A 14,129-nucleotide genomic window follows, 5' to 3' on the forward strand; every position below is an offset into this window, starting at 1 on the left:
ATGTCTTCCTATCAATTCGCCCAGAAAATCTGGATACCCCAGATTGCGTACACAAACACTGCAATAATGACAGCCGTCGTCAGTACAAGGCGTAAACCTTTCGCTGAAGGACCCATTTGACGAGTAGTGACATAGTCAGTAAAAACTTGCCACATACCAATCCATGCGTGTGCGATAAGCGATAAAATTGCCAATAAAGAAAAAATCTTCATTGGTAATGTCATCATGAAACCAGCCCATTGTTGATAGTCAAATCCACCTTTGCAGAGAATCCAACCCAAAAGAACAACAGTATAGGCTGCTAGTACAACCGCACTTACACGCTGGATAAACCAATCACGAGAACCTGAACCAGTTAAACCTGTAGCACTTTTCATTAGAACATAATCCATACAAAGGCTGCGATAATAGCTACCACAGATAAGATCAATGAAATTGTCGCTGCAATACGACCACTTTGCAGTTCTTCAGCAAAACCTAAATCTGCAAGTAAGTGCTTCACTCCAGCAATAAAGTGGAATAGCAAGCCGGCTACAAATACCCAAACGATAAAACGTACAAGGATATTTCCAAACACGACATTTTTAACGTAGTCAAATCCTTCTGGTGAAGATAATGATTTATCTAAAATCCATAAGAGAACTGGTACTAATAAGAAAACGATGACACCTGATAAACGGTGTAAAATTGATGCAATAGCCACGGGTGAGCGTAAATTTACCGCTAACACCTGACCCATGGACAAATTGACAGGTCTGTTGCTTTTCACAGCGGGCATCCTGTAGGTAGAAACTCCGACCGGAGTTTGTTGAATTAATTCCAAGGAAAGCTGGCATTGTTAGGCAAGCACAGCTCATGCCTAACCTATAAACGACACTGAATTATAAAACGCGAAGTATCAAAATACAAACAATCCACTTTACCATTTAAGCAAAAAACAATTAAATAAGAATCATTAACAATGATATCACCCTATTAACCCTATTAAAAAGCTACACATAGTTCTATCATGTTATTGTTTAAAATAACTTTTTATTTAATTTCATTTTTTCTGAAATTTCTTTTAAATAAGTAAGTTTTAGACTAAAGATAAAGTTATAAATTCATCATATAAATAAAAAAATGTTAGTAACACCTCATATTTTCAATAAAAGCTACAATTCGAATAAGTGAAGGTACTTATATTCAACTCAAATCAGTCAATCTAAAATACGATGGGGAAAGCAATTTTTACCAAAAATAAGAGTAATTATTATTTTAACGCCGTTCAATTAGCTATTTTTTATACAATTAAACTTAAAAAAACAGCAATATTCTTTGTTACAACTAAATAAAAACAGAGTTTTTTTTGATTAGCAATTTGAAATTACACCATGAGTTTTATGATTTTTTTAATTGGATTGGCATTTTCTACCGCCTTATCATTTCTCATCTTAATTTTAAAATTTGCTTACAATTGTACTCATACTTCATTTTTTTTCTGCACGTTGTTGTTGAATTGACTTATTATACCATCCCGATGCAGTGATTTTACTGACTTTTTTTCTCGGGTCTTGATGACTAACTCTCTGTGGGATCGTCATTTTTTATCCATAAGTATAATTGACAAAATTTCAGTACTCACTAATCTTATAGCAAATTTTGACACCGTCTGATTCGCACATGAGAACATTAGGATTTCGGGTCAGATCAACATTCACCAGGACAGGAGATCTATTGAATGTCTGAAGCAAATGGCAAAAAAGCCGTATTACATCTTGATGGCAAAGAAATTGGATTACCAATCTACAGTGGCACTTTAGGTCCAGATGTAATTGATGTCAGCAGCATATTGAAAGAAGGTCATTTTACTTTCGATCCTGGTTTTATGGCGACAGCTGCATGCGAGTCTAAAATTACGTTCATTGATGGCGACAAAGGTATTTTATTACACCGCGGTTACCCAATTGATCAGTTAGCAACTCAAGCAGACTATCTTGAAACTTGTTATTTATTATTAAATGGCGAGCTCCCAACTGCTGAACAAAAAACAGAATTTGATGCCAAAGTTCGTGCTCATACGATGGTTCACGATCAAGTTAGCCGTTTCTTCAATGGTTTCCGTCGTGATGCTCATCCTATGGCAATCATGGTTGGTGTTGTTGGTGCATTATCTGCGTTCTATCACAACAATCTTGACATTGAAGACATCAATCACCGTGAAATCACTGCGATTCGTCTAATTGCAAAAATTCCAACACTTGCTGCTTGGAGTTACAAATACACAGTAGGTCAACCATTCATCTATCCACGTAATGACTTAAATTACGCGGAAAACTTCTTACACATGATGTTTGCTACTCCTGCTGACCGTGATTACAAAGTAAATCCTGTTCTTGCTCGCGCAATGGATCGTATCTTCACGCTTCATGCTGATCACGAACAAAATGCTTCGACATCTACAGTACGTCTTGCTGGTTCTACTGGTGCAAACCCATACGCATGTATCTCTTCAGGTATTTCTGCGCTTTGGGGACCTGCTCACGGTGGTGCAAACGAAGCTGTTCTTAAGATGCTTGATGAAATCGGCAGTGTAGAAAACGTTGCTGAGTTCATGGAAAAAGTAAAACGTAAAGAAGTTAAGCTCATGGGCTTCGGTCACCGTGTGTACAAAAACTTCGACCCACGTGCTAAAGTCATGAAACAAACTTGTGACGAAGTTCTTGAAGCATTAAATATCAATGATCCTCAATTAGCGCTTGCTATGGAACTTGAACGTATTGCATTGAACGACCCGTACTTTGTTGAACGTAAACTTTACCCTAACGTAGACTTCTACTCAGGTATCATCCTTAAAGCGATTGGTATCCCAACAGAAATGTTTACGGTAATCTTTGCACTTGCACGTACAGTAGGTTGGATCAGCCACTGGTTAGAAATGCACAGCGCACCATACAAAATCGGTCGTCCTCGTCAGCTTTACACTGGCCCGACTCAGCGCGACATCAAACGTTAATATTCGAAAGAAAATTAATGATAAAAAAGCTGCCTTCTGGCAGCTTTTTTTATTGTGGTATTTTCAATTCAATTTACAAACTTATTCTTCGTCAAACACGCTTAGTAAATGATGACTAATTCCATCAGCCCTCAACCAAGCCAACTCATAACTCGCTTTGGCCAAAGCTAGAACACGTCTTTCAAATTCAACCCATATTGTTTTGACTTGAGACTCTGAAATACCCAAACCACTTTCTGTTGCCAGATGCTTATTTTTTTCACATATTTTCAAAGCATGATAAAGCTTGCGGCCTTTACTCGCCCCTTCCATCAACCGAACACGCTTACTTAAAATAAATCCCTCTACATGCTGTAAGTTCGCATGAGGTAACATAGGTACTAAAATTTGATTCAACTGATCATCTAAGCGCTTCCACACAGCCAAGCGTTGCTCTGCTGTATAAGTATTCCATTGAATCACTTCGTGGTTAAAACGACGACAACCACGGCAAACCTGATCACCAAAAACTGTTGAACAACGCCCTGCACATGGGGTGAGAGAGAGCATTCGATGATCATTACTCAAAACAAACTCCTTAAATAAACCATATACTTTTTATGGTTTTCTCGCTTATTACACATTTTCGCGCTAAAATATGCGCCTTAAATTTATATCTTAATACATTTGGAGTTTTCCATGAACGCTACTGTAGAACAGCTTGCACCTGTAGAACAGCAAGCGACCACAGGTTGGGTTGTTGCCGCACTATATCAATTTAAAGAAGTTCAAGATCCTAAAGATCTTCAGCAACGTCTCTTAGACTTAGTGAAAACAATTAACCTTTGTGGAACTCTGATTGTAGCAGGTGAAGGAATTAATGGTACTGTTGCAGGCGACCGTGTAGCGATTGATAGCCTTTATCAATTTTTACTCAATGAAGGTTTTGCCTCTATGGAATATAAAGAATCCCATAGCTCTGACAAGCCTTTCCGCAAAATGAAAATTAAACTTAAAGATGAAATTGTGACTTTAGGTGTTGAAGTTAAACCTCGTGACTTAGTTGGTCACTATCTTGATCCAAAAGAATGGAATGATTTAATTGCACGTGATGACGTAATTTTAATCGATACGCGTAATGATTATGAATATAAAGCGGGTACTTTCAAAGGGGCAATCGACCCTAAAACTGAGACATTCCGCGAGTTTCCAGAATATGTTAAGAAAGAATTAGAGCAACATAAAGATAAAAAAATTGCCATGTTCTGTACAGGCGGTATTCGCTGTGAAAAATCTACGTCTTTACTTCTGCAAGAAGGCTTTAAAGAGGTTTATCACCTTAAAGGCGGAATTCTTAAATATTTAGAAGAAACCCCTGCCGATGAAAGTTTATGGGAAGGCGAATGTTTCGTTTTTGACGGACGTACTGCTGTAACTCATGGCGTTGAAGAAGGCGTAAATATTAAATGTCATGCTTGTGGTTGGCCATTAACTCCAGAAGAGTCTGCTTTACCAAGTTATGAACATGGTGTTTCTTGCGTATATTGCATCAACAAGACCACTGAAAAACAAAAAGCGGGTTTCCGTATGCGCCAGTCACAAATTGCTGCTGCAAAGCGTAAACGTCTGTAAGACACTATTAGGAAGTTTTCAGAAGGCATTTAGATTTCTAAATGCCTTTTTTATCTTTATATAATTAAATTTTTCTAAATAAAAAACGCCCTAGAAAGGACGTTATTTACTTAAATTTTTAAAGTTTAATTTGGCGTATGATACATCAAGTATAATTCATTCAAATTATCTGGAATTTCTTCTGCCAGTTCATCCATTAACTGTCCATTGCGACGGAAAGATTCCATCTGTGGATCTTCTTCATCAATTCCACTAAATACCATCATTGGCAAAGTTAAATCAATTAATTGTTCTTCATATTCAGGGGCAAACCATGCCTCTTCATTTAAGAACATTGCATCAACAAATCCCACACTCCAGTCGCCTAAGCTAGATTCAACATCAGCTTCTTCAATTTCAAATGGAAATGCAATTCCATTTTCATTTGCTAAGTCTTGTCGAATTGATTCTAACCATGCCTTGATTTGCTGAATAATTTCAGCAGGAACCTTTTTATGGTTATTATCAAACAGCTCATCTAACCAACGGTCAAACTTAGGGCCTACTGCAATTGCACACAGAAAACCATGAGTCGCAGCGAAATCTAGACCATACTCATTGTGGTCTCCATCTAGATATTCACTTAATTGGTCTAAAACTAACGCACTCATTGTGTTACCTGACTATAAAAAAGAAATCTACGATAGCATAGCATTTAAGCTGACGATGCCCTATTCAGATTTGATTAGTCTTCATCATCAAGATCATCATCGTCTAAATCATAATCAAAATCTTTCAACTCACGCTCTAAACGGCGTTGAGCTAATAGATCATCAATTAATCTACGTTTTTCTAATGATTCTTTTGCAGTGATTTTGCCTGATGACTCATCAAAACCGACATCATCATCATCACCGTAGTTATCATCTAGTTCAAAATCTGTAGAAGACACTAAAACTACCTCTAATGAAAAAATGTGAATGGGTCTAGGCGCTATTTATCGCTCTTACAGAATCATGTCAAGTTTTATTTATATTTTTTTCATTAAACTGCATATTTGTACTTTTTTTCACCCGAAAAATTGTGTATTTATAAAACTGAACTATTTTTTTGATCAAGAAAAAATTCTATGATCTTTTCGATGATTTAAGCTTGAAAAAAATGATTTTAGCCCAATATTCAAAAAACAGACGTGAATTCAAAGATATTTTTTATTTAACGGTTACCGACCAAAGCCAAAACATTTCAAGCAAATTGTGCTATCATGCACGGTTTTTCACTGCCACAGATTCAACGAAGAGTAAGCAAAGATGAGCGATATGCATTCCCCTACTTCTCAAGTAGCGGCTCTGATTAGCCGAGGCAAAGAACAAGGTTACTTAACTTACGCTGAGGTTAACGATCATCTGCCGGACTCGATTACTGAAAGCGAACAGATTGAAGACATTATTCAAATGCTTCAAGACGTTGGTATTCCTGTACACGAGCGTGCACCTGAATCTGACGATACCATGTTCGGTGAGTCAACTGACACAGCCGATGAAGTTGCTGAAGAAGAAGCTGCTGCCGTACTTGCATCGGTTGAAAATGAGCCTGGACGTACGACAGACCCTGTACGTATGTACATGCGTGAAATGGGTACAGTTGAACTGTTAACCCGTGAAGGTGAAATCAGCATTGCTAAACGTATTGAAGAAGGGATTCGTGATGTCCTTAATTCAATTGCGTACTGGCCAAATGCTGTTGAAGTTGTATTAAAAGAATATAATGATTTCTTAACTGGCGAACGCCGCCTTGCCGATATTTTATCTGGCTATCTTGATCCGGAAACTGACGAAGATATTCCTGAGGTTCTAGAAGAAGAAACAGAACTTGAGGAAGATGCACCAGCAACACCAGCAAAAGAAGTTAAGCTTGACGATGACGAAGAAGATGAAGAGTCAGAAAGCGATGACGACTCTGAAGGTGAGTCTGGTCCAGACCCTGAAGTTGCAAAAGTTCGTTTTAATGAACTTGAATCTGCATGGACTAAAACAAAAGCTGTTATTGAGAAACATGGCCGTAACAGCCCAGAAGCAGATGAAGCTTTAGAATCTTTAGCCACTGTATTCATGATGTTTAAATTTACACCACGTTTATTTGACATTATCTCTGAAATGATTCGTGGTACACATGAGCAAATTCGTGCCAACGAACGTGAAATTATGCGTTATGCAGTACGTCGTGGCCGTATGGATCGTACTCAATTCCGTACTTCTTTCCCTAAGCAAGAATCTAATCCAGCTTGGTTAGATGAACAAATTGCTAAAGCTCCTGCTGAAATCAAGGTGCATTTAGAAAAGGTTCGTCCGGATGTTTTAGCATTCCAGCAAAAGATTGCAGATATCGAGAAAGAACTTAGTTTAAGCGTTGCTGAAATTAAAGATATTTCTAAACGTATGGCGATTGGTGAAGCGAAAGCACGCCGCGCTAAGAAAGAAATGGTAGAAGCCAACCTTCGTTTGGTAATTTCGATTGCGAAGAAATATACCAACCGTGGTTTACAGTTCCTTGACTTGATTCAAGAAGGGAACATTGGTTTGATGAAAGCTGTAGACAAGTTTGAATATCGTCGTGGATATAAATTCTCGACTTATGCAACTTGGTGGATTCGTCAGGCGATTACCCGTTCGATTGCAGATCAAGCTCGTACAATTCGTATTCCTGTACATATGATTGAAACGATTAACAAGATCAACCGTGTATCTCGTCAATTGTTACAAGAAATGGGCCGTGAACCGACACCTGAAGAATTAGGTGAACGTTTAGAAATGGACGAAGTGAAGGTTCGTAAGGTACTTAAAATTGCCAAAGAACCGATCTCGATGGAAACACCTATTGGTGATGATGAAGATTCGCATCTTGGCGATTTCATTGAAGATCAAAACATCACTTCTCCAATTGATGCTGCGACTTCAGAAGGCTTAAAAGAAGCAACACGCGAAGTACTTGAAAACTTAACTGAACGTGAAGCAAAAGTATTGAAGATGCGTTTTGGTATTGATATGCCAACCGATCATACACTAGAAGAAGTGGGCAAGCAGTTTGACGTAACACGTGAACGTATTCGTCAGATTGAAGCGAAAGCGTTGCGTAAATTGCGTCACCCTTCTCGTTCTGAACACTTACGTTCTTTCTTGGAAAATGACTAAGTTTTGAAAGCTTGAAATTTCAAAACCAAGCCCCATTTAATAGAAAGAGCTATAAACGCCTGCGATAATGCAGGCGTTTCAAATCATGAGGTAACTTATGTTAGACCGCACTCCATCTCGCGAACTACAAGAACATCTTTGGGTATTTCCGATGGATTATCCAATTAAACTTATTGGCGATGCGGGTGAAGAATTACGTGTTGCTGTAGTTGATATTTTGGTAAAACATTTTCCAGACTTCGACCACTCAACACTTAAAGTTCAAGAATCTCGCACCGGCAAGTATCATTCTTTAACAGCACAATTGCGCTTTGAAGAATTAGAACAAGTTCACGCACTTTATGCTGACTTGGCTGCTTGTCCGCAGATTAGAACTGCGCTTTAATTTTAAGTTCTTCAATCAATACCACAGTCAGATATTCTTACTGTGGTATTTTTTTGGGAAATTTTTAAGCAATTCAACAGTAAAAAACAATATAAATATTTAGAACTCCTATTATAAAATCCTTTAAAATTACAAGGTTTTCGGTTTCTATCTTGCAGCTATTAACTGGGTGCCGCATAAACTAACTTATAGGAATATATTGTGATGAGCCTTGATAAACCAAACTTGATTATTCGGCAATGGAACGATTTACAAGATTATCAAAGCAAATTTGAAACCATGAAACTCTTAACAAATGAGCGCGATCAAGATACGCCTGATGAGTTATGGTTACTTCAACATCATAATGTCCTAACACAAGGTCAAGCCGGTAAGCCAGAACACATTCTAATTTCATCAGACATTCCTGTAGTACAAACCGACCGTGGCGGACAAGTGACTTGGCATGGCCCCGGTCAACTCGTGGCCTACTTCATGTTCGATCTTAATCGTCTAAAGTGGAACGTACGTACATTGGTCAGTTTTGCTGAACAATTTATGATAGATATTTTGAAAAAATATGAAATTGAGGCTTACGCCAAGCCCGATGCACCCGGCGTCTATGTCGATGGCCGTAAGATTGGTTCCTTAGGTTTTAAAATTCGTCGTGGCCGTAGTTACCATGGATTAGCATTAAATCTGGACTGTGCCTTAGATGGATTCCAAACTATCAACCCTTGTGGTTATGCAGGTTTAGAAATGGTGCGTATACAAGATTTAGTGACTCCCTATCCATCATTTGGTCAACTTTGCCAAGACTTTATTGAGTATATTAATAGCACTGGGTACTTTAATGACCCTAAAGTCAAATATGAATAAATCGCTTTGCGATGAAATAAAAATGGATTAGAGTAATTACTCTAAAATTACTTTTGCATAATTTTAAGAAGGGATAGCAAGTGATTTCAACAAAAGCTGTAAAGCCCACTCTGCAACTTGCCTACGTGAAGCTGATGATGGATGTCATCGGGCGTGGCTTAGTCATGGCAAGTCAAGTAGATAGTGAAATACAAGAGGAAATCTCTAAATTTCCAGTTCACTTTGTAATTTCAATGAATGTTTTCCCTAATGGACCAGCATTTTTTGCGCGAGTGACAGAAGACAAACAGTTAGAGCTACTTAAAAGAGCTGAAAGAAAACCTGACTTAACGATTACTTTTAAGCATGTAACTCATGCATTTCTGGTTTTCTCTTTTCAGGAAAGTACAGCTCAAGCATATGCTCATGACCGTATGATTGCAGATGGAGATGTATCAGCAGGGATTCGCTTTGTTCGTTGCTTAAATAGAATGGAATCTCTTATTTTACCAAAATTGGTAGCATCACTCGCAGTTAAAGAATACCCAACCGAACTCACCCTAAAAGAAAAATTTAACGAAGCTGCCAATATTTATTTAAAAGTAGCCAAGTCTTACTTCAAGCGGAGCGCATAACATGGCCAAACCATATTACGAATTTTTTTGTCCTGTAAAAGTCATTGCTGGCAATACTGCGTTAGAACATATTCCGTTTGAACTTGCGTCTTTAGGTGCAAAGCGTCCTCTTATCATTACCGATAAAGGTGTCCGTGCAAATGGCCTACTAAACCCTATTGAAGCTGCATTTAGTACGACTGATGCTGTAATTGGTCATATCTTTGATGATGTTCCACCAGATTCAAGTTTAGAAGTCGTTCGTCTTGCAGCGGAAGCTTATCGTAACAATAAATGTGATGCGATTATTGCTGTAGGTGGTGGTTCTGTTATTGATACCTCTAAAGCAACGAATATTTTAGTCTCAGAAGGTGGAGATGATCTTCTGCAATATTCTGGTGCGCATAACTTACCAAAACCATTAAAACCATTTTTTGTAATTCCAACAACTTCAGGCACAGGTTCAGAAGTTACAATGGTTGCAGTTGTTTCCGATATACAAAGAAATGTGAAATTAGCTTTCACTTCTGCATATTTAATGCCACATGCTGCAATTTTAGATCCACGTATGACGCTTACCCTACCTCCGCATTTAACCGCAATGACAGGAATGGATGCTTTAACGCATTGTGTGGAGGCTTATACATGTTTAGGCGCGAATCCAATAAGTGATGCTTATGCAAGTGCTGGAATTAAAAAGATCAGTGAAAATCTATTTCATGTCTTAGATAACCCAAATGACTCACAAGGCCGCTTAGAGTTAGCACAAGCTTCAACTATGGCGGGCATTGCATTTTCTAATTCAATGGTAGGGCTTGTACACTCTTTAGGACATGCTTTAGGTGCAGTTGCTCACCTCCCCCATGGTTTATGCATGAACTTATTCTTACCTTATGTACTTGAATATAACAAACAAGTGAATGGTCAGAAAATTGGTGAGTTATTATTACCACTCGCTGGTGCGGATATTTATGCACAAACTCCAGCAACCCAGCGTGCAGATAGAGCAATTGCGACAATTTTGGCAATGCGTGATCGCCTATTTAGTTTAACCAAGTTACCACGCACCTTACGTGAAACAGGCAAAGTAACTGAAGCACAACTTGATGAAGTGGCAGAAAAAGCACTAAATGATGGCTCAATTATTTACAACCCGAAAGAAGCAAGCTTAAAAGATATCCGAGATATCTTACAAAAAGCTTGGTAATTCGATAAGCCAAACTTCAAGAAAATCTATAAAGGTCTGATTTATATATTAAATCAGACCTTTTTTATGACTAAGAATTTTTAGTCATTATTTTATTTGGAATATATGGCAAAAAATTTGCTAAAAAATAGATGAAAGTACTGACAATTTATATCAATTTAGGATAGATTGGCGCACTTTATCTTTTTCTGTAGGGGGGATCGTTCGTCTCAAACGATCCTTAACACCAAGCTGATCCTTGATCAACGATTATGAGGATAACGCCGTTGACAAATTTATCTGGGACTAAACCAACAGCTAAGCTTCAAAAGAATCTTGTGCTTTGGCATATTGTTATTATTGGTTTAGCTTACATTCAGCCATTAACGTTATTTGATACTTTTGGTTTAGTATCAGAGCGAAGTGGTGGTCATGTACCAACTTCCTACATTTTTGCATTAGTCGCAATTTTATTAACATCGATCAGTTATGGACATATGATTAAGCGCTACCCTTCTTCTGGGTCAGCTTATACGTATGCTCAAAAATCAATTCACCCTAATGTTGGCTTTATGGTGGGTTGGTCTTCTTGGTTAGACTATTTACTGTCACCGCTTGTTAATATTATCTTGGCAGATATTTACCTAAGAGCTCTTTTTCCAGAAGTAAATAACTGGTTATGGGTGATTGGTTTAACAACGCTTATGACTGTTATTAATTTATTTGGTGCACGGTTCGTTGCACGTTTTAACAGTACGATTGTTATTATTCAGCTTGGCGTAATTTTTTATTTTGTTTATCAAGTATATATTTTACTTACTCAAGGTGTATATGCAGATGGAACTTTAAATCCAGATAAAGCTGCATTGTGGTCACTCACTCCTTTTTGGAACGATATGACGTCTGTCAGTTCTTTAATTGCTGGCGCGACCGTACTCTGCTTCTCTTTTACCGGTTTTGATGCTTTATCATCTCTTGCTGAAGAAACAAAAGATGCAGAAAAAACGCTACCAAAAGCTATTTTTTCGACAGCATTACTTGCAGGTATTATTTTCATTGTAAGTACTTACTTCATCCAATTATATTTCCCAAGTAACCCAAATACTTACTTCAATCCTTTAGATGAATCACAACCTGTGATGGTCGCTGCGATTGGTAGTTTGATGTTTAAAACTTTGGTTTTATATTTTGCTGTAGTCGCTGTGATGGCATCAGGTATTTCTGCCCATGCGGGTGTATCACGTTTAATGTATGTGATGGGACGCGATGGCGTTATCAACAAGAAATTATTTGGTCATATTAGTCCAAAATTGCATACTCCAACTTACAACATTCTTATTGTTGGTGTAGTTGCTTTATCTGCTGGCTTTTTAGATCTTGAGCATATTGTTAACTTAATTAGTTTTGGTGCCTTAACTGCTTTTAGTTTCGTTAACTTCTCTGTGGTTTCTCGCTATGCTCTAAGAGATGGTAAGAATAAATCGCTTAAAGACATCATTAATTATATTGTTATACCAACGCTTGGTTTTGCCAGTGTGTTTATGATGTGGTTAGAGATTGATAAGCTTGCCTTACAAATTGGCTTAGCTTGGGCCGTGATTGGTGTAGGTTATCTTGCCTATAAAACCAAAGGCTTCAAATATAATGCTCCGCAACATAACGAGCATGAGTAATAAAAAAGGCGCTTTAAGCGCCTTTTTTATGGTCAAATTAACCGTAAATCTTATTCACAATACTTTGTACACGTTGAGCATAAACTTTTGCTGTTTCAAGATCACCTGTCGGTATTTCTTCTACACTTGCATCTGAAGGCGATTGAACTAAAAGCCCTACTGAACCACCCAAGTTATTTACATCTTCACGTGTTGCAGTTTTTGTATTCGCAGGTAATAAACCAAGACTTACCCAAATCCCACCATGCTGCGATGCTAAAGTTTGTAATTGAATAAGCGTTACTTGCTTATCCCCATTTAAGCTCGCGCTATTTGTGAAACCTGCAAATACTTTATCTTGCCAGCCACGCGTAAACCACACTTTAGAAGTTGCATCAGCAAACTTTTTAAACTGCCAAGGCGCTGTACCCATATATGTTGGAGCACCAAAAACAATCCCCTTCGCATCATTTAATGTCTGCCAATCCTGTTCAGTAATATTACCTTCCTGGTCAATCTGGATGAGCTGAGCATTAATTTCGTTTGCAAAAGTTTCAGCCACTACTTTGGTGTGGCCATAACCAGAGAAATATACAACCGCGATATTAGAGTTAGACATGGGAGAGAACCTTTGTTTTATTAAATTCCACTTTATGATATATTTTAGAAACTAGGTGTCAATTAGTTACTAGTTGGTAACTAGTGTATTTTTTCGAAAAATTATAGGTAAATGGTATGAATGAATGTCTAAAATATAATATTTTTCAACAACATTGCCCTGCTCGTCTATTTTTTGAAAAAATTGCAGATAAATGGGTTTTATTAATTTTAAATGTTCTTGAAGAGGAAACTCAGCACTTCAATTTGCTCAAAAAGAATATTCAAGGTATTTCCCCTAAAGTCTTATCACAGAAGCTAAAAATGCTGGAAAGAGACGGTTTCATTGAGCGAAAAATTCAAAATACATCCCCGATTCGTGTTGATTATTCACTCACTGCCTTAGGACAAAATGTAGCTGCGATGGCGTTCCAATTAAAGGAATGGGCCGAAACCAATATTGAACAGGTTTTAGCAGCTCAAATCGTTTATGATGAAAAGGTACTAGAACAAGCTTAAGTAAATTAAAAAAATAAGGCCCTTACTGGCCTTATTTTTATTTAGAAATTTAACAACTTATCCCAAGTTTTTAAAACCTTGCTGACGCCATGCTTCATAAACAATAACGGCTGTTGCATTAGATAAATTTAAACTTCTTGAATTTTCTGCCATCGGCAAACGAATCCACTGTTCTTGTGGAAACATTAGACGAACATGCTCTGGTAAACCGCGCGTTTCAGGCCCCATCAATAAAGCTACAGGTCGATTTAAATCAACTGTATGCGGAGTTGCAGAACCTTTAGTGGTGAGTGGAAAAACATGCTCAACGCCTTTGGCTTTTAGATCTGCAAGACACAGTTCAATGTTAGCCCAAATTTGCATACGCGCCCATTCATGATAATCAAGGCCTGCTCTTTTGAGCTTTTTATCATCTAATTCAAAACCTAGAGGTTTGATTAAATGCAACTGTGCGCCCGTATTAGCACATAAACGAATGATATTGCCTGTATTGGCAGGAATTTCAGGCTCGTATAGGACAACATGAATCACAAATTTTCTCGACTTTAATAGCAAACAATAAG

16 protein-coding genes and 1 pseudogene are annotated in these 14,129 nt (G+C 37.7%); 10 read left to right on the forward strand and 7 right to left on the reverse strand.

Translation table 11 applies throughout. The annotated features are described in order from the left end of the window. Positions 1-11 precede the first annotated feature (11 nt). Together sdhD and sdhC are read right to left on the reverse strand one after the other, a co-directional pair. A complete protein-coding gene (gene sdhD / locus ACINWC141_RS06250) occupies positions 12-377 on the reverse strand; it encodes a succinate dehydrogenase, hydrophobic membrane anchor protein (protein ID WP_003655454.1) in 366 nt (121 codons plus the stop codon). Next, positions 377-778, reverse strand: coding sequence for a succinate dehydrogenase, cytochrome b556 subunit (sdhC, locus tag ACINWC141_RS06255; protein ID WP_003655453.1), 402 nt, complete (start codon positions 776-778; stop codon positions 377-379). The genes sdhD and sdhC overlap by 1 nt, the downstream gene beginning before the upstream one ends. Positions 779-1,275: 497 nt before the next feature. On the opposite strand from sdhC, the pseudogene ACINWC141_RS20705 reads away from it, so the two are divergent. Together ACINWC141_RS20705 and gltA are read left to right on the forward strand one after the other, a co-directional pair. Then, positions 1,276-1,356: pseudogene (locus ACINWC141_RS20705) on the forward strand (hypothetical protein); the annotation flags it as partial. A 364-nt stretch (positions 1,357-1,720) separates the two neighbouring features. Continuing rightward, positions 1,721-2,995 carry a citrate synthase gene (gltA, locus tag ACINWC141_RS06260; RefSeq protein ID WP_004789414.1) on the forward strand — a complete coding sequence of 425 codons (1,275 nt, stop codon included), beginning with the start codon at positions 1,721-1,723 and terminating at the stop codon, positions 2,993-2,995. A gap of 81 nt (positions 2,996-3,076) precedes the next feature. Here gltA and ACINWC141_RS06265 read toward each other — a convergent pair whose 3' ends face one another. Further along, entirely contained in the window at positions 3,077-3,562 is a 486-nt protein-coding gene (locus ACINWC141_RS06265) for a DUF1289 domain-containing protein (RefSeq protein ID WP_009389337.1), read from the reverse strand. A 111-nt stretch (positions 3,563-3,673) separates the two neighbouring features. Between ACINWC141_RS06265 and trhO the strand changes: the two genes are divergently transcribed. Further along, complete coding sequence (gene trhO, locus ACINWC141_RS06270; protein WP_009389636.1) at positions 3,674-4,606, forward strand: oxygen-dependent tRNA uridine(34) hydroxylase TrhO; 933 nt, start codon at positions 3,674-3,676, stop codon at positions 4,604-4,606. A gap of 125 nt (positions 4,607-4,731) precedes the next feature. Here the strand turns inward: trhO and ACINWC141_RS06275 are convergent, their stop codons facing one another. Then, positions 4,732-5,256: a YecA/YgfB family protein gene (locus ACINWC141_RS06275; protein ID WP_009389389.1), complete on the reverse strand. Its 525-nt coding sequence runs from the start codon at positions 5,254-5,256 to the stop codon at positions 4,732-4,734. A 74-nt stretch (positions 5,257-5,330) separates the two neighbouring features. Beyond that, positions 5,331-5,537: a PA3496 family putative envelope integrity protein gene (locus tag ACINWC141_RS06280; protein ID WP_002116495.1), complete on the reverse strand. Its 207-nt coding sequence runs from the start codon at positions 5,535-5,537 to the stop codon at positions 5,331-5,333. A gap of 358 nt (positions 5,538-5,895) precedes the next feature. Between ACINWC141_RS06280 and rpoD the strand changes: the two genes are divergently transcribed. The 6 genes from rpoD (at position 5,896) to ACINWC141_RS06310 (ending at position 12,471) form a co-directional block, all read left to right on the forward strand. Further along, positions 5,896-7,776: an RNA polymerase sigma factor RpoD gene (gene rpoD / locus ACINWC141_RS06285; RefSeq protein WP_034677868.1), complete on the forward strand. Its 1,881-nt coding sequence runs from the start codon at positions 5,896-5,898 to the stop codon at positions 7,774-7,776. A 97-nt stretch (positions 7,777-7,873) separates the two neighbouring features. Further along, on the forward strand, positions 7,874-8,161 hold the full coding sequence (locus ACINWC141_RS06290) for a YbeD family protein (RefSeq protein WP_002116017.1): 288 nt from the start codon (positions 7,874-7,876) through the stop codon (positions 8,159-8,161). A gap of 204 nt (positions 8,162-8,365) precedes the next feature. Further along, positions 8,366-9,019, forward strand: a complete 654-nt coding sequence (lipB, locus tag ACINWC141_RS06295; protein WP_009389634.1) for a lipoyl(octanoyl) transferase LipB — start codon at positions 8,366-8,368, stop codon at positions 9,017-9,019. A gap of 80 nt (positions 9,020-9,099) precedes the next feature. Then, positions 9,100-9,633 carry a hypothetical protein gene (locus ACINWC141_RS06300; RefSeq protein WP_009389372.1) on the forward strand — a complete coding sequence of 178 codons (534 nt, stop codon included), beginning with the start codon at positions 9,100-9,102 and terminating at the stop codon, positions 9,631-9,633. Position 9,634: 1 nt separating this feature from the next. After that, positions 9,635-10,819, forward strand: a complete 1,185-nt coding sequence (locus tag ACINWC141_RS06305; RefSeq protein ID WP_009389415.1) for an iron-containing alcohol dehydrogenase — start codon at positions 9,635-9,637, stop codon at positions 10,817-10,819. Positions 10,820-11,085: 266 nt separating this feature from the next. Beyond that, positions 11,086-12,471 (forward strand): APC family permease, encoded by a 1,386-nt coding sequence (locus tag ACINWC141_RS06310; protein WP_009389722.1) that lies wholly within the window; start codon positions 11,086-11,088, stop codon positions 12,469-12,471. Positions 12,472-12,508: 37 nt separating this feature from the next. Here ACINWC141_RS06310 and ACINWC141_RS06315 read toward each other — a convergent pair whose 3' ends face one another. Beyond that, on the reverse strand, positions 12,509-13,069 hold the full coding sequence (locus tag ACINWC141_RS06315; protein ID WP_009389312.1) for a flavodoxin family protein: 561 nt from the start codon (positions 13,067-13,069) through the stop codon (positions 12,509-12,511). A gap of 116 nt (positions 13,070-13,185) precedes the next feature. On the opposite strand from ACINWC141_RS06315, the gene ACINWC141_RS06320 reads away from it, so the two are divergent. After that, entirely contained in the window at positions 13,186-13,566 is a 381-nt protein-coding gene (locus ACINWC141_RS06320; protein ID WP_009389462.1) for a winged helix-turn-helix transcriptional regulator, read from the forward strand. A 57-nt stretch (positions 13,567-13,623) separates the two neighbouring features. Here the strand turns inward: ACINWC141_RS06320 and ACINWC141_RS06325 are convergent, their stop codons facing one another. Beyond that, positions 13,624-14,097, reverse strand: a complete 474-nt coding sequence (locus tag ACINWC141_RS06325; RefSeq protein WP_009389653.1) for a tRNA (cytidine(34)-2'-O)-methyltransferase — start codon at positions 14,095-14,097, stop codon at positions 13,624-13,626. Positions 14,098-14,129 lie beyond the last annotated feature (32 nt).

This window comes from Acinetobacter sp. WC-141, assembly GCF_000313935.1.
Classification (GTDB): Bacteria; Pseudomonadota; Gammaproteobacteria; order Pseudomonadales; family Moraxellaceae; genus Acinetobacter.